15 protein-coding genes are annotated in these 19,233 nt (G+C 41.5%); 4 read left to right on the top strand and 11 right to left on the bottom strand.

Annotated elements, in window-relative coordinates:
* Position 1: 1 nt before the first annotated feature.
* From LD028_RS07845 to LD028_RS07820, 6 genes are all read right to left on the bottom strand, one after another.
* Complete coding sequence (locus LD028_RS07845) at positions 2 to 1,030, bottom strand: DUF294 nucleotidyltransferase-like domain-containing protein (RefSeq protein WP_099668797.1); 1,029 nt, start codon at positions 1,028 to 1,030, stop codon at positions 2 to 4.
* Positions 1,031 to 1,043: 13 nt separating this feature from the next.
* Positions 1,044 to 2,357: an ammonium transporter gene (locus LD028_RS07840; RefSeq protein WP_237811489.1), complete on the bottom strand. Its 1,314-nt coding sequence runs from the start codon at positions 2,355 to 2,357 to the stop codon at positions 1,044 to 1,046.
* Positions 2,358 to 2,568: 211 nt separating this feature from the next.
* Positions 2,569 to 3,957, bottom strand: a complete 1,389-nt coding sequence (locus tag LD028_RS07835; protein ID WP_237811488.1) for a hypothetical protein — start codon at positions 3,955 to 3,957, stop codon at positions 2,569 to 2,571.
* Between the two features lie 66 nt (positions 3,958 to 4,023).
* Positions 4,024 to 4,968 carry an endonuclease I family protein gene (locus tag LD028_RS07830; RefSeq protein WP_237811487.1) on the bottom strand — a complete coding sequence of 315 codons (945 nt, stop codon included), beginning with the start codon at positions 4,966 to 4,968 and terminating at the stop codon, positions 4,024 to 4,026.
* A gap of 150 nt (positions 4,969 to 5,118) precedes the next feature.
* Entirely contained in the window at positions 5,119 to 7,374 is a 2,256-nt protein-coding gene (locus LD028_RS07825; protein WP_237811486.1) for a thiamine pyrophosphate-dependent enzyme, read from the bottom strand.
* A gap of 16 nt (positions 7,375 to 7,390) precedes the next feature.
* Positions 7,391 to 8,383: a 2-oxoacid:acceptor oxidoreductase family protein gene (locus LD028_RS07820; RefSeq protein ID WP_237811485.1), complete on the bottom strand. Its 993-nt coding sequence runs from the start codon at positions 8,381 to 8,383 to the stop codon at positions 7,391 to 7,393.
* 197 nt (positions 8,384 to 8,580) lie between these two features.
* On the opposite strand from LD028_RS07820, the gene LD028_RS07815 reads away from it, so the two are divergent.
* Positions 8,581 to 9,507: an MBL fold metallo-hydrolase gene (locus LD028_RS07815; RefSeq protein WP_237811484.1), complete on the top strand. Its 927-nt coding sequence runs from the start codon at positions 8,581 to 8,583 to the stop codon at positions 9,505 to 9,507.
* 25 nt (positions 9,508 to 9,532) lie between these two features.
* Here LD028_RS07815 and LD028_RS07810 read toward each other — a convergent pair whose 3' ends face one another.
* Together LD028_RS07810 and LD028_RS07805 are read right to left on the bottom strand one after the other, a co-directional pair.
* Complete coding sequence (locus LD028_RS07810; protein WP_237811483.1) at positions 9,533 to 11,299, bottom strand: ABC transporter ATP-binding protein; 1,767 nt, start codon at positions 11,297 to 11,299, stop codon at positions 9,533 to 9,535.
* Positions 11,296 to 13,050 carry an ABC transporter transmembrane domain-containing protein gene (locus LD028_RS07805; RefSeq protein WP_237811482.1) on the bottom strand — a complete coding sequence of 585 codons (1,755 nt, stop codon included), beginning with the start codon at positions 13,048 to 13,050 and terminating at the stop codon, positions 11,296 to 11,298. The genes LD028_RS07810 and LD028_RS07805 overlap by 4 nt, the downstream gene beginning before the upstream one ends.
* Before the next feature lie 179 nt (positions 13,051 to 13,229).
* Here LD028_RS07805 and LD028_RS07800 point away from each other — a divergent pair, with 179 nt between their 5' ends.
* Positions 13,230 to 14,450, top strand: coding sequence for an NAD(P)/FAD-dependent oxidoreductase (locus tag LD028_RS07800; RefSeq protein WP_237811481.1), 1,221 nt, complete (start codon positions 13,230 to 13,232; stop codon positions 14,448 to 14,450).
* A 9-nt stretch (positions 14,451 to 14,459) separates the two neighbouring features.
* On the opposite strand, the gene LD028_RS07795 is transcribed toward LD028_RS07800, so the two are convergent.
* The 3 genes from LD028_RS07795 to LD028_RS07785 form a co-directional block, all read right to left on the bottom strand.
* Positions 14,460 to 15,770, bottom strand: coding sequence for a glycosyltransferase family 4 protein (locus LD028_RS07795; RefSeq protein ID WP_237811480.1), 1,311 nt, complete (start codon positions 15,768 to 15,770; stop codon positions 14,460 to 14,462).
* Positions 15,767 to 16,858, bottom strand: a complete 1,092-nt coding sequence (locus LD028_RS07790) for a CotS family spore coat protein (protein WP_237811479.1) — start codon at positions 16,856 to 16,858, stop codon at positions 15,767 to 15,769. The genes LD028_RS07795 and LD028_RS07790 overlap by 4 nt, the downstream gene beginning before the upstream one ends.
* A 103-nt stretch (positions 16,859 to 16,961) precedes the next feature.
* Positions 16,962 to 17,456, bottom strand: a complete 495-nt coding sequence (locus LD028_RS07785; RefSeq protein WP_237810754.1) for a glutathione peroxidase — start codon at positions 17,454 to 17,456, stop codon at positions 16,962 to 16,964.
* 130 nt (positions 17,457 to 17,586) lie between these two features.
* Here LD028_RS07785 and LD028_RS07780 point away from each other — a divergent pair, with 130 nt between their 5' ends.
* A complete protein-coding gene (locus LD028_RS07780) occupies positions 17,587 to 18,444 on the top strand; it encodes a carbon-nitrogen hydrolase family protein (RefSeq protein WP_237810755.1) in 858 nt (285 codons plus the stop codon).
* Between the two features lie 9 nt (positions 18,445 to 18,453).
* Positions 18,454 to 19,116: a GNAT family N-acetyltransferase gene (locus LD028_RS07775; protein ID WP_006318704.1), complete on the top strand. Its 663-nt coding sequence runs from the start codon at positions 18,454 to 18,456 to the stop codon at positions 19,114 to 19,116.
* The last annotated feature ends 117 nt before the right edge of the window (positions 19,117 to 19,233 follow it).

Genomic DNA, 19,233 nt, shown 5'->3' with positions numbered 1-19,233 from the left:
ATCACACCCACTTCCTTGCATCACGTTGTACTCGTTTGGCTACTGCTAGCGCTCTTTTTAGTCGCTTTTTTTCTTCTTTCGATAAATGATGGATGACTAAATTAGTTCCTTCTAACGAACAACGTAAACGGAAATATAAAAACGTCTCAAGTGCCTCTTTTATGCGTTCAAATTGCTGTTGTGTACAACCATTTTCATCATACCAACACGTTAATCGCTCAAATGTTGAATGCGCATCAATAAATTGTTTTTGAACAGCAACCCATTTTAACATATGATTGAGCTGAACATATCCCCCTTGCTTTATATCAACCATGCCGCTTTTCTCCCCCCAACGTTCGACGTACACCCGTCCAAAAGGTCCAATCGGCACAAAAGGAATACGAACGCTATCAATCATTCGACTACGTAAAGAAAAAGTCGCCGCAATCTTTTTATACAATGTCGTTTTCAGCTGATTAGCAAGTGCATACTCACCGTAAATTGGCCGCATATCAGCTAACATAGATAAATAACGAATATCATCTATATGTTCGTTTGCTACATATTTATCAATTTGTTCATTCCAATCATCTGCCTCTTTTAGCCATCTTTTATTTGTTGCCATCACATACCCACTACAATATGGATACCCTATTTCATTTAAAAAAAGAACGCCAATGCGCGCATACTCACGCATATATACGTAGCATTCTTCTTTTTCATTACAAAAGCATGAAAAAATTACTCCGTTATCTTGATCTGTCCAAATGGTCGGCTCCTTCCGTCCGCTGCTCCCCATCACAAACCAACAGAAAGACGAGGGCTTTTTGCCAATTCCTTTTCGATCAACCTCCCGTTCAGCTAACGACAGCGCCTGTTTCATAAATGCATCGTGGCACATACAAAGCATATCGTATACTTCAAATATACAGGCAAAAGAAATTGAAAAAGAGGAGAGGAGAAAAGCAACTTCATCGTGAAGTTGCTTCAATTCTGACATATTGTTGCATTGTTCCGCTCGAACGATGATTGCTTCAAAATTATTCATGACATCACCATCTTCATGACGAACGAGATGAAACGACTGTTGTCGTTTGTTTATAAGCTGGATCTAATTGTTCTGGATACCCATATGAACCATGCTCACTAATATCAAGTCCAGAAATTTCTTGTTCAGGTGTCACTCGTAAGCCGATCGTCTTTTTTAAAGTATATAAAACAATAAATGAGACAATCGCCACGTACAACGCTGCACCTAAAACGCCGACTGTTTGAACGATAAGTTGATCAGTTCCTCCACCATAAAACAATCCTGGTTTTCCAATTCCTGTGATCTCTACTAAACGTGGTGAAGCAAAAAAGCCCGTTGAAATCGTACCAACAATACCGGCGATACCATGAACTGAAAACGCGTAAATCGGATCGTCAATGCCTTTTCGCTCAAAATATACAGACGTCCAAAATGTAAACGATCCCGCAACAGCACCAATGACTGCAGCTGCCCATGGCTCAACAAATGCACATGCTGCTGTAATCGCAACGAGAGCTGCTAATACACCGTTGACCATGGCTGGAATATCCGCTTTTCCAACGAGCCATTTTGCCGTCAAAATGGAAGCAATCGCGCCAGCTGCTGCCGCAATATTTGTCGTTAACGCTACATAACCGAAAAATCCATCTGCAGTTCCCATTGTGCTTCCCGCATTAAACCCAAACCAACCGACCCATAATACGAAGCCACCAATGACTGTGTATACTTGATTGTGTCCCGGGATGTAATTCGGTGTCCCATCTTTATTAAACTTGCCAATGCGCGGCCCTAACAACATTGTCGCAATGAGTGCTGCAATCGCTCCTTGTAAATGGACAACCGTCGAGCCCGCGAAATCTTGCATTCCCATTTCTCCAAGCCAACCGCCTCCCCATACCCAATGACCGATGACTGGATAAATGGCGATCGTGAAAATCGTTCCAAAAATGAAGTAAACAGATAGTTTTGCTCGCTCAGCAAATCCTCCCCACGCGATCGCTAAAGATACACCAACAAAAGCAAGTTGAAATAGAAATTTCAACTCAAGTGGAACATTTGCCCACGAAAGTGAAGAAAACGTCTCTGTTCCTTCTTTTAAAAACCATCCTTCTGTGCCAATGAATCCATTCCCTTTTCCGAATGTAATTGCGAAACCTGCTGCCCAAAACGCAAGTGATGCAATCGCAAAACTTAATATTTGTTTTCCAGCGACATGACCTGCGTTTTTCATTCGTGTTGACCCAGCTTCTAACAAAGCAAATCCGACTTGCATTCCAATGACTAAAATGGCACCTAACATGACCCAAAGTGAATCAAGGGCTAAACTCAACTGTACTTCGTTCATACTCATCTCTCCTTTGTGTTATTTTTTATAACATTTATGGTTATAATATATTACACAAAGAAACAGAAATGCAACATTTTTTTGAAAATTTTTATTTACATGTTATTTTTCATAACAAAAAAAGAGTGTCCCAAGAAATGGTGGGACACCCTATCCTATTCCTATCAATAACTTCATGTATCTCCCCGGAGTCAGTTCCTTACAATTACAATTAAATTAGAAACATAGCAACAATTGTCGTGACAATCAATCCTGTAACCACCGGCACGACATTTCGTCTTGCTAATTCAAATGGACTCACGCCACAAATGGCTGCCGCCGGAATAAGCGCCCAAGGCACTAATGTTCCTCCACCAACCCAAATGGCTGCAATTTGACCAAGTGCTGTTAATGTAGCAATTCCTGTTCCGATTGCCGTTGCAAACAATTTGGCAATAGAACCAACAAGAGAAATGCCTGAAAAACCTGATCCATCCAATCCGGTAATTGCTCCTACTCCTGTTAACGTAATCGCTCCTACCTCTTTGCTTAATGGAACGACACTAGATAAAGCAACACCTAAGTCATTCACAATACCATGCGACTGTTTTGGTAAAAACTCTCCTATAATCGTTTGAAATCCTGAATCTCCTAAGTAGAAGAAAGCGGCAATCGGAATAACCGGACCGAACACTTTAAACCCAAATTGAAATCCTTGAATGAACAAATCTGTAATTTGTTCTAAACTTTTCTTTTTATACGCAACGACTGATAAAAGAGATAAAATGAAAATCGCTGTTCCACCAATTAATGCCGTTGCATCTCCACCTTGCAATTGAAAATAGTACATCGCTACAACATCTAATCCAAATAAAGTGGGGATGAGAAACGCAAATGTTGTTTTCATCCTTCTCGTTAATAAGTGAGACTGCACTTCGTTTTCTTCGATCGAAACGGCTTCGCCTTGTGGAATGTTACCTTTTTTTACATCTCGACGCAACAAAAAAAATGCGGTTGTCACGGTGACGATCCCCATGACAAAAACGAGAGGAATGCTTGCTGAAATGACATCGGAAACAGGAATCCCCGCTGCGTCTGCTGTTAATTTCGGTGCCCCTTGAATAATAAAATCACCTGATAGTGCAATGCCGTGCCCGAATAAATTCATCGCCATCGCTACCCCTAATGCCGGTAAGCCGACGCGAACAGCAACGGGCAACAAAACCGCTCCAAGTAACGCCACCGCAGGAGATGGCCAGAAAAACCATGAGATCACCATCATTAATATCCCGATCGTCCAATAAGCTAACGTTGGTGTCCGAATGAATTTTGCAAACGGCGCAATCATCACTTCATTCATTCCGGTAATCGTCAGTAATTTACTCATGGATACAATAATCGATATGACAAGAATAGTTGGAAGAAGTTCTGTGATCGCATAAACAAAACTTTTAAAAATGGTGCTAATAGAGAGCGGTAAAGATCCTGTCGCTGTAATCGCTAACAAAAAAATGCCTACCATACAAACTAAAGATGTATCTTTACGCCAAATCATTAATGCGATAATGATACAAATAAACGAGACGTAAATCCAATGTAACGCTGTTAACTCCACACCCATCGTCCTCTTCCCCTTTTCATAAACTGTAATACAGCATATGAAAAAGGGAACGATGTGTGCGAACGCCTAACCACTTTTACGTCCAATTGAAAAATAGAGTTCTTCAACAAGATGTGGTTTATCGATGAACGGATTACGATTGCCTTGAATGCGGAAAATGGCTGCATTACGATGTTTTTCATACATTGTAACTGGAAACTGTTTATGCCATTGAATGAGTAGCGAAATATTAATTCGGTCAATAAACGACTGTTTGATTGCTCGCGGATAACGAACGAGAAAATACAACATCGCTCGCGCTACTGCTCCTTTTCCGTGTTCAGGTTCGAAATGTTCCCCGTATGCCACGCCACAATCATTTTGAATGATTTCATTCGGAGACTCAGGTTCATAAAATGGAAAATCGGCATAAGGAAAATTGGAACGAATCGAATTGCAGCGTGGTTCGCAAACGAATAAATGATGCAAATCCCCTTTCATCGGTTCCTTCGCCCCAAACCATGATTGCGGCACGACATGTTCGGCATTAAATTTCAATTGTTGATCAACCAATTTTATTTTTTGATTAAAATCGAGTTCGCCTTTTTTTGCCTTTTTTACAAGCTGAACAAATTGTTCATATCGCTTTTGAATGATCTCGTAATCTTGTAAAATAATTGTACGTGGATCTTTCTTTTCCCCTGAATAAATGCTTTTTACTGTTCCGTCTGGTTGCAAATCGACCCATGTGTACAAATAGTAATCTTTGCTTAAAAAATATGGAATGCGTCGAATGTGCGTTCGTTTTATTAAATCGTGATACGCTTGAAATAACAACTTTCCGTCCGTTTGATGATCGATGTGTTCGTAATATCGGTCAATGATGCGCTCTTCTTCCTTTTCGTTATAATATAAAGTGTTTTGTTGCTGAATTTTTTGTTGATTTTCAATAAGTTCTTGCAAAATTTCTTTCTGTTTTTCTTCCCAACGCTTCAGCTGCTCTGCATGTTGATGGATAACATCTTCCACCATTCTTCTCTCCAATCATTTTTACTATAATGTATTCGTATATTGTCCATCACGTCTCCGCTCTTTTGTTCCATACACCTATTATAATCAATATGTACACAATAAAAAATAGAACGGAGCATAGTCATGCCCAGTTCTATTTTCATCACACTTTTATAAATCCGGATGTTCGTGCATTGCTTTTAAACGTCTCCATCTTCGTTCTACTTCTTGTTCGAAAGCAATGAGCAATTCCCGATTTTCTTCTTTTAACAGATGTTTCGCCTTGCCCATATATTTTAACCATTCTTGCAACGGAATACGCTTATTTTTTTCTTCTGGATCGTACGTAATCGTTGTTTTTCCACGTTCTACTTCGTATAGCGGGAAAAAGCATGAATCTACCGCTGCTTTCATGATTTTTTCCCCGTATCGCTCTTCTGATTTCCAGTTTAACGGACATGTAATAAGTAGTTTACCGTACGCTGTTCCTTCATGTTGAGCATACCACTGGGCTTTTGCCGCTTTTTTAATTAAATCTTGCGGAAACGCTTCTGTTGCCGTAAACACGTATGGGATATTTGTAGCCGCCATAATTTGCGGCGTATCTTTATGATGAAACGCTTTTCCTTTCTGTACTTTCCCAATGCCTGTTGTACTTGTCATATGTCCAATCGGCGTCGAATACGACATTTGCGAACCTGTATTCATATATCCTTCATTATCGTACTCTAGCATAATCAGTTTATGGTTACGAAGTGCTGTGCCAATTGCTGATCCCATGCCAATATCCATGCCACCGTCGCCTGTCACCATAACAAACGTGATATCATCAGAAATTTGAATATCTCCACGGCGTTTCATCTCAAAAAACGCTTCTACCGCCCCAGATAATGTGGCTGGACCATTTTGGAATAAATTATGAATCATCGTTTGCTTATGCGAGCTGTACGGATAAGCCGTTGTGACCACGTAAGCACAACCGGTTTGAAATAAAACGACAACATCCCCTTCAATTCCTTTAAAAAACAACTCGAGACCTGGGAAAATCCCACATCCTGGACATGCACCGTGACCTGGAGCTAACCGTTTTGGTTTTGACGTTAACGCTCGAAGCGGAGGAACTTTTACTTTTAATCTTTTCGTCTCTTCATCTTCAATCACTTGAATAAGTCCGCTTTTAAATGCATCACCATACATTGGCTCGATGGCTTGTTCCCATTTCTGTTTTGGATCCCCTGGTACATGTCCAAAATAGTCAAATGGCTTTTCAGCGAAACCTTTTTCTAAAGTTTGTAAAGCAATATCAAAAAATGATTTCGCGTCATCAGGGTAAAAATCTTTTCCACCAAGCCCAAAAATGCGCGTTAAAACAATCGTTTGATTGTGTGGATCTTCCTTTAATGCGGATTTAATTTCATGTGTCATATTTCCTCCGTGCGCCCCGTATGAGTCGGCACGTTCACCGACAAGAAGCACTTTTACATGTTTACATGCTTGTCGGATGGCTTCACTCGGAAACGGACGAATCATATTCGGGCTCATGACACCTGCCTTTATCCCTTTTGCTCGCAATTGATCGACAACGTCTTTTGCTGTTTCTGCTGCTGAATTAATTAAAAATAACGCCACTTCTGCATCTTCCATTTTATACAAATCAACAAAAGGATATTCTCGTCCTGACAATTGCGCATATTCTTTCGCCACTTGTTGAAACACATGAGCTGCCCGATATAACGCTTCTGATTGTTGATAATGATTATTAATTAAATCATCTCCATTCATATGTGCACCAATTGTCACTGGTTTTGTTGGATCGGATGCGTTCGGAAAATGAGTTGGTCGCTCCCCGATAAACGTTTGAACAACTTGACGATCTTTAAAATATTGAACTTTTCGTTTTTGGTGCGATGTGAAAAATCCGTCGTATGCCACAATAACTGGCAAACGTACATCCTCATGCTCGGCAATTTTTAAAGCCATAATATTCATATCATATACTGCTTGCGGAGTGCGTGCTGTTAAAATGACCCAACCTGTATTTAAAGCAAAATATAAGTCCGAATGGTCCCCGCGAATATCTAATGGCCCACTAATCGAACGAGTCACTAAATTCATGACCATCGGAAAACGTGTCCCCGATTGAACAGGCAACTGTTCTAACATATACATGAGGCCATTTGCACTTGTTGCATTAAATACGCGAGCGCCCATGACTGTCGCACCATAACAAATCCCTGCGGATCCATGTTCTCCATCGGCAGGAATAAGTATAATATCATGTTCCCCGCGCGCTTTCATTTGATCTAATAGTTGAGCAATTTCTGTTGAAGGTGTAATTGGAAAATATCCCATGAGATGATAATTGATTTGTGCAGCAGCAAGGGCCGCCATCTCATTCCCAGACTCAAATGCGACTACTTGTTCCATATGTGTTTTCCTCCTTTCACACTCTCATTCGCTTTACCGTATGAGTCTCGGCAAAGCCAATTTGTTCACGATATGGCGTTAACGCACTCGTTGGACATGCTTCTACACATTTTAAACAACCTTTACAATATTGATAGTCAATTCCTTTTAAAAACATTTGTTTTCTTCCTTTACGATCTTCTCCTCCTTCCCACACGAAACAAAAATCTGGACAAACGGTGTCGCAGGCGGCACAATGAATGCAATCTTTTTCCTCCCATTTCGGCAGAAACCCTTGTCGAGAGCCGCTTAAGTCTTTCCATACGCTATTGCCGTTTGTTATAATGACTCCACCGATCGTTTGTGTCTCATAACCAAACAAAGGATACGGACGAGAGAACGGCTTTCCTGTTTCTAATAAAGCGTCTTCACTCTTATAAAAACGAACTTCTTCATATCCACGTTCAAATGTACGAATATTTGCCTCAACGAGGTGTGGATATTTTTTTTCAAACGTTTTACGAATCACTTGCTTCATTTTCTCGGGATCAAGAAAGTGACAAATGCGAAATAATGCCCCGAGCATAGCTGTATTCACTTTTGTTTTTTCCTCTACCGCAATTCCAAGCGCATCGACAATCGCGAGTGTTCCGTATGACAAGCGTAGATCGCGACGAATATGCTCAGCACTTCTCACGGAATTAACGAGCACAATGCCATCTGGTCGCAATCCACTAATGACATCAACCATTTTATAAAGAGATTCATGGAAAACCCCGATGACATGCGGTTGTTCAATTGGACTATGATCGCGAATGTGTACATGCTCATCACAAAAGCGAATATAACTTTTCACAGGCGATCCTTTCTTCTCAGAACCGTATGTTGAAAAGTTTGCAGCATTTAATCCATGCCCGAGCGCCCCTACTTCTGCAAGCATTTTCCCCGCTAAATTCGCACCTAATCCCCCGATAGACTCTAGACGTATTTCAAAAAACCCTAATTCATTTGTTTTTGGTAAAATAGACATCGAATCCCCCCCTCATTCGTCAATCGTTCTTTATTTTATAAAAAAATTCAAAAAAGGGATGTGACAAAAATCAAACATAAACACATTTTTGATTTATACAAGCAAAAAAAGGAGTGAAATTATGTTATATAACAAGGGGATTTTGTATATAACAGAGTCGCATATTTGAATGAAACACCCATATTGGAGGAGAAAAAATGAGAAAGCGATATGAAAATTTAGATGGCGTCCCAACAACGAAATCGTTTGCTGACTTGCGGAAATGGTATGCGGAAAGAAGACAAAAAAAGAAAGACTGGTCATATATTTTGCCTTGCGAACATATTCAACCTTCGTTGCTACATACAAATACGGGGCAAACGCTACTCACATGGATAGGGCATGCGACATTCATTATTCAAATAAGCGGATTGACGATTGTTACAGATCCAGTTTGGGCAAAACGATTAGGAACGATCCGCAGACTAACGGAGCCCGCTCTGTCGATTGACGATGTACCTCCCGTTGACGTCATATTAATTTCTCATAGTCACTACGATCACCTACATTTTGCGAGCATTAAAAAACTGAAAGGAAACCCACTCATTCTTGTACCAAGCGGGTTACGTTCATCCTTTCTGAAAAGAGGGTTCGAGCATGTTGTGGAATGCAATTGGTGGGACACCGTTGTCGAACGAGATGTTTCATTCACATTCGTTCCTGCACAACATTGGTCGAAGCGAACGTTATTTGATACAAATACGTCCCATTGGGGTGGATGGGTGATTGAAGCAAAAGATAAACCGACGTTTTATTTTGCAGGGGATAACGGATATTTTCATGGATTTCGCGATATTGGGGAACGTTTCCATATCGATTACGCTTTATTGCCGATTGGTGCATATGAACCCGAGTGGTTTATGGGGCCTCAACACGTTACCCCTGAAGAAGCCGTTCAAGCATTTGTCGATTGCCGGGCGAAAACATTTATTCCGATGCATTATGGCACATTTCCGCTAGCTGACGATACACCAAAAGAAGCGTTAGATCGCCTTTATGCTGAATGGAAACGTCGCAACTTTCCGAACGAACAACTACGTGTGCTGAAATTAGGCGAAATCGTACATTGTGAAACCGCCACATAAAGCGTGGCGGTTCAGACTTATTCTCTTATATACATATATCTTCCGTTACCCCATTTTGCAATACGTACATGCGATAATACAATCCTCGTTTTGCAAGCAATTGCTGATGAGTGCCGCGCTCGACGATTTCCCCTTGATGCAAGACAAGAATTTGATCTGCATCCTGAACTGTTGATAAGCGATGGGCGATGGCAATCGTTGTTCGCCCTTTTCTCATCTTTTCAAGCGCTTGTTGAATCGCTTCTTCTGTTTCTGTATCAATGTTTGCGGTCGCTTCATCAAGCACTAATATTTTTGGGTTCATCGCAATTGTACGAGCAAACGCAATGAGCTGACGCTGGCCGCTTGAGAACGTCGTCCCTCTCTCTGTCACGGGATGATCATACCCTTTTGGCAACTTTTCAATAAACGCATGAGCTTGAACGAATTTGGCAGCTTGCTCAATATGTTCATCCGTCAAATGTTGATGATGGAGCCGAATGTTATCTCGTACCGTCCCATAAAACAAAAATGGGTCTTGAAGCACAAGGCCGATATGTTTCCGCAACTCTCTCTTTGGATACTCTTTAATCGAATGACCATCAATCAAAATATCACCACGTTCAAACTCATAAAAACGCATGAGCAGTTGAATAATTGAGCTTTTTCCGCTTCCGGTATGACCGACAAGCGCGACGGTCTCCCCAGGCCGAGCAATAAACGAAATGTTTTTTAGCACATCCCGTTTTCCATCATAACTAAACGATACGTTACGAAATTCAACCGTCCCTTTTTCAATCACGAGCGGTTTTTCAGCTTGTTTCGGTTCTTCTTCTTGTTCATCTAACAATTGAAATACACGTGAGGAAGCAACGAGCGCTTGTTGGAACATCGATAGCCTCATCATCATTTGGTTAATTGGTTCAAAAAAACGCTCTAAATAATTGACAAAAGCGTATAACACCCCAATTTCAACTGGACTTTGAAAGGAAGAAATACCGAAGTAACTTAACACAACAATGAGCGAAAACACATAAACTAAGTCTGTTGCTGGACGAAGCAATAAACTATCTAGTTTAATATTTTTCATCGCTGCCGTATAATGTTTTTCATTAATGACTCCGAATTGCTCTTTCATCCGCTTTTGTTGACGGAACGCTTGAATGATCGCCATTCCTTGAAGTGACTCATTTAATTTCGCATTGAGTTGACTTAAACGTTCGCGTAAATCGCTATAAAACACCGAACTGTACTTCCGATACGTACGGATAATAAAATAAATGGTCGGTAAAATGACTAAACAAAAAGCAGCTAATCGGACATCAAGCAAAAACATTGCGACAAACACGCCGACTAAGAAAAAAGCACTTTGAATAAACGTGACAAGCACTTCAACAAACATTTCTTTAATGGCTTCTGTATCATTTGTCACTCGTGAAACGATGCTTCCAGCTGGCGTGCGATCAAAGTAACGCATTCCTAATGATTGCACTTTCGCAAACACGTCTATGCGCAATTGTTGAATGATTTTTAATGCAATCTCTTGGAACTTTAATAATTGAAAATAAGAAAGAAACACTTTTCCGATATGAATCATGATATACGCTGTTGCTAGTCCGATCATTGCTTGAAGCGGAAATGTCATCTGCGCTAAATAATCGTCAATAAAAATTTTTACAATGATCGGACCAAGTACGTCTCCAGCAGTCGTTAACGCTAAAAGAAAAAAAGCGAACAACAACGACTTTCGATGCGGTGCAGTATAGCCCATCAGTCGCATAAACACTTGTCGTTGATTCATATTTGATTTCATTGTATACCCCCACGTTCCACAAATTGTTCGAGCTGTTGACGAACGTACATATCCCGATACCATCCGTCTTGTGCAACGAGCTCGTCATGCGTGCCACGTTGAACAATTTTTCCATCTTCAAGCACTAAAATGAGATGTGCATGTTGAATGGCACTTAACCGATGTGTCGCAATCATTGTCGTCTTTCCCGCACGATTTTCTTTCAATGACTGCAAAATACGCTCCTCTGTTTGTGCATCTACAGCCGATAGCGAATCATCTAAAATGAGCACTTCTGGATTAAGCAACAGCGCACGAGCAATCGACAACCGTTGTTTTTGTCCTCCAGATAAAGAAACGCCTCTTTCGCCAACGACCGTTTCATATCCTTCTGGAAACTGCATAATATCATCATGCACTTGAGCGAGTTTAGCGACCCGTTCCACTTCTTCTTGACTTGCATCAGGGCGAGCGAACGCAATATTATCTCGGATGGAAGCAGAAAAAAGAAAATGATCTTGCGGGACATAGCCAATCGCTTCACGCAATCGCTCTAACCGATATTGCGTGATCGAATGTCCACCAAAATACACGTCTCCATCTATTCCAACAAACTCCCGTAGCAACACTTTTAAAAGTGTTGTCTTTCCGGCTCCTGTTTTCCCGACAATTCCTAACGTTTCCCCTTTCTTTAACGTAAACTGAATGTGTTGCAATATCGGTTCCGTTTCATTCGGATACGTAAAGGAACGAATGTCATATGTGATGTCACCTGTCGGCACTTCATCGAGCAATCCATCGTCTTCTTGTATATCCGGTTTTTCACGTAACAATGATGACACCCGATCATACGAAGCCCGACCGCGTTCGACAATATTAAACAACCATCCAAATGCTAACATCGGCCAAATGAGCAGTCCTAAATACATCGTAAAAGAAACGAGCTGTCCAATCGTTAGCTCTCCTTGAACGACAAAACGCGCCCCAAAAACAATCGATAAAAAAAACGACACGCCGACAATGAGCGAAATCGTTGGATCAAACAACGAATCAATGCGAGCAACTGCCATATTTTTTCGAACGACGTCATCAACTTGCGCTCGAAACGATTCAATTTCTTCTTTTTCTTGTCCAAACGTTTTTATTACTTTGATTCCAGCGATACTCTCTTGTACTTTATCGTTTAAAGCAGAAAACGCCTCTTGCGCATAGTGGAACCGTTGATGAAGCAAAGAACCGTAATAGCTTGTTAAATACGCCATAAGCGGCATCGGCAATAAACAAATAAGCGTCAGTTTCCAGCTAATTGTTAACGCCATTGTCGCGATGACAAAGCCCCCAATGCATAATGAGTCAACAAGCGTCAAGACGCCAACACCTGCTGTTTGTTGAATCGCTTGTAAATCGTTTGTCGCATGCGCCATTAAATCACCGATGCGGCGATTTTGATAAAATGACGGCGACATCATCGTAAAGTGCTCATATAGCCGATCGCGCAACAACCGGGCGAGCTTTGCTGCTGAGCCAAAAATCATCGTCCGCCAAACGTAACGACAACCGTACATACAAAGCGCAACACCTGCAAGCAAGCTTAACCACATAATCAGCTTTTCTTTCGTCAGTTCCCCTGCTTTTACAGCATCCACAACATGCCCAATTACTTTTGGGGGAACAAGCTCAAGCAATGAAACGATCGCAAGTAATATAATGCCGATTATGTATGCTTTTTTTTCTTGTTTAAAAAACCACATTAAATCGAGAAATACTCTCATACACCATCCCTACCTTTTCGTGCTTCGATTGTCGTTTCGTTCTATTTTATCAAATATTCCAAAAATAAGAAAGTTTTTTGCTATGTTAGTATATAAATAGTGTTATTCTTATCGCATACTTTTACATATGCAGGCCAATCTAAAAAAGACTAAAACGAATAAAAAAGGTGGTTGTTGCGATGGATTTACAAACAGGAAAATTATACTGGCCAACGACATTTCCCGATGCCCCTTCGTATCCACCGCTAGACAACGACATACAATGCGACGTATTAATTGTCGGAGCGGGCGGATCAGGAGCGTTATGTGCTTATTATTTGAGTGAAACGGATTTAGACGTTGTTGTCATCGACAAACGAAAAGCAGGATACGGAAGCACGATGACAAATACGGCACTTATTCAATGTCTTGGAGATAAAATGTTTTTTGAGCTTGTGAACAGTTTTGGCGAAGCGTATGCCGCTCGTCATTTGACACTTTGTCAACAGGCAGTCGATGAGCTAGAGCAAATCGCAAATAAATTACATATCGATGTAGAATTTCAAAGAAGAGATAGTTTGTATTACGCAAGCGTAGCCGAAGATGTAACAAAACTAGAAAAAGAATATAAAGCATTAAAAAAACAAGGTTATCCAGTCGTCTGGTTAGACAAGCAACAAATTCGTCGCCATTACCCGTTTGAAAAGCATGCTGCTTTATATACGATGGGAGATGGCGAATTAAACCCTTATAAATTGACAATCGGTTTATTGGAATATGCGAAAACACGTGGCGTGCGCGTGTTTGAAGAAACAGAAATGAACGGAAAAAAACTTGAACAACATATGGCAACATGTTATACGAAAAACGGATATACCATTCGGGCACGAAAAGTCATTTTCGCCGCTGGTTACGAAACGTTAGAAGTAAAACAAGAAAAAAAAGCGCAACTCGTTAGTTCATATGCCGTCGTTACCAATCGTGTTGAAGATTTTTCGAGTTGGTATAAACGAACGCTTATTTGGGAGACAGCTCGTCCGTATGTATATATGCGCACAACAGCGGATGATCGCATTATTATCGGCGGACTAGATGAAAATACAGCTTATGCGGATGACCGTGATGCCAAACTGATGCATAAAAAAGAACGACTGATTGAAGAATTTCACCGGCTGTTCCCCGATATTCACGTCGTTCCTGAATTTTATTTAGCTGCCTTTTACGGTGGGACACACGATGGCCTTCCGATGATTGGGGTATATGATTCCTTTCCGAATTGTTATTTCGTTTACGCTTACGGAGATAACGGTACGGTATATAGTACTGTACTCGCTCAAATTTTACGCGATGCCATTACAGAAAAACAAAATGACGACTTTTATTTATATATGCAAACAAGGCCAAAACTCCCACAAACGTAAGTGGGAGTTTTATGTCGTAATCGCCCATATAAATGATTTTTTCCTCTTCTTATTCGTTATCGCTTTTTCTGGAATAGATGGCTCAACGTGTGAAATCGATTCAACAGATGGTTCTATAACAACTTCGTCGATCGTTGCTTCAGTAGAAACAGTTACCAGTGCTACCGAGAGATCCGTTTGTTCAACATGTTTCCATACATCAAGCAAATCTGATGCTACACGTTCCCAACGATAAAGCGATGTCGCTAATTTTCGTCCGTTTTCCCCCATTTTTTTCATCAATGTACGATTGGATAAGATGTGTGTCATTTTTTCCACAAAATCTTGCGGATCTTCTGGTCTTTCAACAACGACACCATTTTCATTTGGCACAACGACTTCTGCATTGCCACCGCGAGCAGTTGTCACAATCGGAAGCCCTGCCGCCATCGCTTCATAATGGACACGAGCAAGCGGCTCTTGCCATTGCGATGTACAAACGAACAAATCAGCAGCGGCAAACCAGTTTTGAATTTCGTTTGGTGGCACGAATCCGGTCGCCACAACGGGGATTGGCAATCTTTTAGCCAATGAGCGAACGTAGGCAATATAGTCCGTTGTTCCTTCTTCGCTAAACCATTTGCTTCCGACAATGACGAGCGCTAAATCATTAAACCGTTTCGCCAGTTCTGGCAACGCTTGAATGAGTTTATCCACTCCTTTATTTGGCGACAACCGACCAGCAAATAAAATGACGGTTTTGTGATCGATTCCGTTCGCTTGGCGCAGTTGCTTACGAATTGACGTCATATTCGGATGATTCCCTGGTAAAAATCGTCCGGAATCAACACCCGAATAAATCGTTCGTAATTTCCCCTCTGCTTCCGGGTATAAGTTGCGAATGACTTGACCGATGTAGTTGCTAATGGTGACAATGGCGGATACTTGTCGCACCACTTCTTCTGCTTCTTCACGGTTAATTTTCGTAATTTGAAACATATCGTTATGCATGCTGAGCGTAATTTTGGCATGAGGAGCGACTTGACGAATAGGTAAAACAAGACGTGGCCTATTGAAAATGTGGATCAAATCAAACGTATGCGCTTGCACGTACTGAACGACGTGATCGCAATACGTATCAAATATACCTCCTGGGATGCGCACGTAGTGAATGCCATCGATCGTTTCTTCATTTGGTAATGTTTCGTGTTGTACCCCTAGTACAGTAATGCGATGAGCGGTGCGAAGATGAGGAAGAATCCCAGCAATATACGTTTGAATCGCACCCCCAAGCACGGGAGGAACAGGTAACTTTTCTGTACAAATCATTAAAATGTTCATCGATTTCCGTTCTCCTTCCAATCGTTTTCAATTTCAGCGAGTACTGGCCATTTTGTTGCATCTGTCGCAACAATCGTCTCAATGAGTTGCATCGTTTGTTCGTTTAAAAACAGCTCTGGATCATATACTACTTCTTTTAAATTTTTGTAAAATTCATTCGGAAGTGACAAATCGATCATCAACACGTCATATAATGAAGCGTCGATCGGATTTGCCTCATGATACGCTCGAATCATTTCACGCACCCAATGAACGTCCCAACGGTATAAATCAGCCATCGTACCGGAAATCAGTTTTCGTAAATCGCGAATCGGCAAATCGTATGCGACGCCATCTAAATCGATAATCCACATACCATTTGCGCCCATTTGTCCGTTCGACCAGCCGTAATCTTGATGCACAAGTCCCCATTCGCTATTTCCTCGTTCGACTAATTGATGATACGAAGATTGTTGAAGTCGCGCAAAACTTTCACGAGCCTGTGCTTGAAAATGATCGACAACTTCCAATAACATCGCACTTGCAGGCATCTCTTTATACGCCTTCGCTAATTGGCGAAACCAATCCATTTTGTTTATCGTTTTTTCGTACGTTTTCGGCCATTTGTATAACCGTGAAGCGATTTCTGCTCCCTTTGGAGGGACATATCCTTTACTTAAACGATGAAATTCACCGAGCGCATAGCACAGTTGTTTCGCTCCTTCTAAATCTTTTGTTACCGGAAATAATGGCTCAATCCACTCTGCAACAAACCATAACTTTCCTCCCGCTTCTACATAATCCATTCCGTCCGTCGTTTGTACAATTGGCGGAACGTTCGCTTTTTGCACATCGACTAAATATCGTTGCGCCCCGAGGCTAAATATGCTGCGCGTTGGGCGGCGATGAAGCAATTTTAAACTTTTCGGACCTTTATTCGTTTCTAACTTCCAAATGGCTCCCCCTTTATCCGGCTTCGTCGTCACGACTTGCCTACTTTGAACAGATAAATCATAATGGCGCAAAACGTCTTCTGCCATTTGTTCAATATAATCTGGTACAAAAAACTCGTGCATCGTTTCATCCACGATCCAAGGTTCAATAAGCATATAACCCCTCCTATTTGACATAAATCCCTACTATCTCAACATATGCACTAAAAAAAATTTCGTATAGACATATCCATTACGCCCAACAAAAAACCGCCTCTTTTCATTCAGAGACGGTTTCGCGAAGCAAAGCTTCAATATGTTGTTCTAGCTCAAACGGCTTTGTAGTTGGTGCAAAACGTGCAACGACTTGCCCATTTCGGTCGACTAAAAACTTTGTAAAATTCCACTTCACCGCTTTCGTCCCTAACATGCCTGGCGCTTGTTCCGTTAAGTAAACGAACAGCGGATGGGCGTTTGGACCGTTTACATCGACTTTCGCAAACATCGGAAACGTCACACCATAATTGAGTTGACAAAATTGCGAGATGTCTGCTTCTGATCCCGGCTCTTGATTTCCAAATTGATTGCATGGAAAGCCGAGCACAACAAATCCACGTTCTTTATATTTGTCGTATAGTTGTTGCAATTGTTCATATTGTGGCGTCAAGCCACATTTGCTTGCTGTATTGACGATGAGTAATACGTTTCCTTTGTACTGCGCTAACGATTGCTCTTCCCCATGAATCGTACGTACGTGAAAATCGTAAATGTTCATTTCACATTCCTCCTTTAGCGCTATTGTAACATACGAATCGTTTTTTCTACATAAACAATGCTCCCACTCTGACAAATGAAACAATATTCGTTATAATGATGGAAAATACAGAAAAAGAAGGTGAGTTTCGTTGAAAATGCGCGTTAGTGCAGTGCAATATCATTTACATACGATTCAATCGTTTGAACAGTTTGCGAAACAAGTGGAACATTATGTAAAAACAGCACAAGAATTTGGGGCTGAATTTGTCCTATTTCCCGAGTTTATGACGACACAGCTTATGTCTATCGGCGATGACACGAAAGAAGCGTTAACGATTGACGAGCTTCCAACGTTTACAGAAGCATATCGCTCATTATTTTCAACACTTGCGAAACAAACGAATATGCATATTATTGGCGGGACACATGTCATAAAAAGAGAAGATCGACTATATAATGTGGCACATTTATTTTATCCCGATGGAACGATTGCCGAACAGGCAAAGCTACATATTACCCCGACAGAAGTGAACGAATGGAATATGCATGGCGGCGACACATTACATGTCTTTGACACAATAAAAGGAACGATTGCGATTTTAACATGTTATGACATTGAATTTCCTGAAATTGTGCGCATGGCGCGTGCAAAAGGAGCGGACGTCATTTTTTGTCCGTCGTGTACCGATGATCGTCACGGATTTTATCGCGTACGCTATACGTGTCACGCCCGCGCGATTGAAAATCAAGTATACGTCGTCACGACAGGAACAGTCGGATCATTGCCAACCGTCGACTTTATGCGGGCAAACTTCGGGCAAGCAGCGATTATTACACCGAACGATATTCCCTTTCCACCGCGCGGCATTTTAGCGGAGGGAGAAATCAATGACGATATGATTATTACGGCCGATCTTGATTTACAGCTTCTTTACGACGTTCGCGAGCGCGGATCCGTCACTACATGGCGCGACCGCCGCACGGATTTATATACCGATTGGACATAAGGGGAGAGAATGATGTATAAGCAACTTTACGTCTTTCATGACGACCGTCCGATTCCTGCCACCATTCGCAACTATGAAGAAAAAGATATCGATGCGTTAATTCGCATCCAGCAAGAAAGCTTTCCACCTCCATTTCCATCTGAACTATGGTGGAATAAAGAACAGCTTATGAACCATATCACCCTTTTTCCAGAAGGGGCGTTATGTGTCGAAGTGGACGGAGAAGTCGTCGGATCGATGACAGGTTTGATCGTGAACTTTCATCCAAGCGATGCCGATCATACGTGGGAAGAAATAACGGATAACGGATATATTCGCAACCATAACCGAAACGGCAATACGTTATACGTCGTCGACATCGGTGTCCGCCCAGCATATCGCAAACTCGGGTTAGGAAAATGGCTAATGCAGTCGATGTACGAAGTTGTCGTTCACCAAAAACTTGAACGACTATTAGGTGGCAGTCGCATGCCAGGATATCATCGATATGCGAATGAAATGACGGCCGAACAGTATGTAGACGCCGTCATAACAGGAAAAATAAAAGACCCTGTCATTACGTTTTTGCTTCGCTGCGGGCGTACGCCGGTGAAAGTCGTCGCTAATTATTTAGAAGATGCTCAATCGTGCAACTACGCCTTGCTTATGGAATGGCGCAATCCGTTTTTATAGCCGCCCGTCCACACCGTTCCTCTCTCTCATTCATAAGATAAAATAGAGAGGAGCATTCCTGTTAGAAAGGTTTTCGGGGACTTGAAAGAAAAAAGCCCTCTTGGTATGATGCAGGGG

Origin of the sequence: Anoxybacillus sp. LAT27 (genome assembly GCF_022030075.1) — a bacterium.
Classification (GTDB): domain Bacteria; phylum Bacillota; class Bacilli; order Bacillales; family Anoxybacillaceae; genus Anoxybacillus; species Anoxybacillus kestanbolensis.
This window is presented reverse-complemented; position numbering and strand designations above follow the sequence as displayed.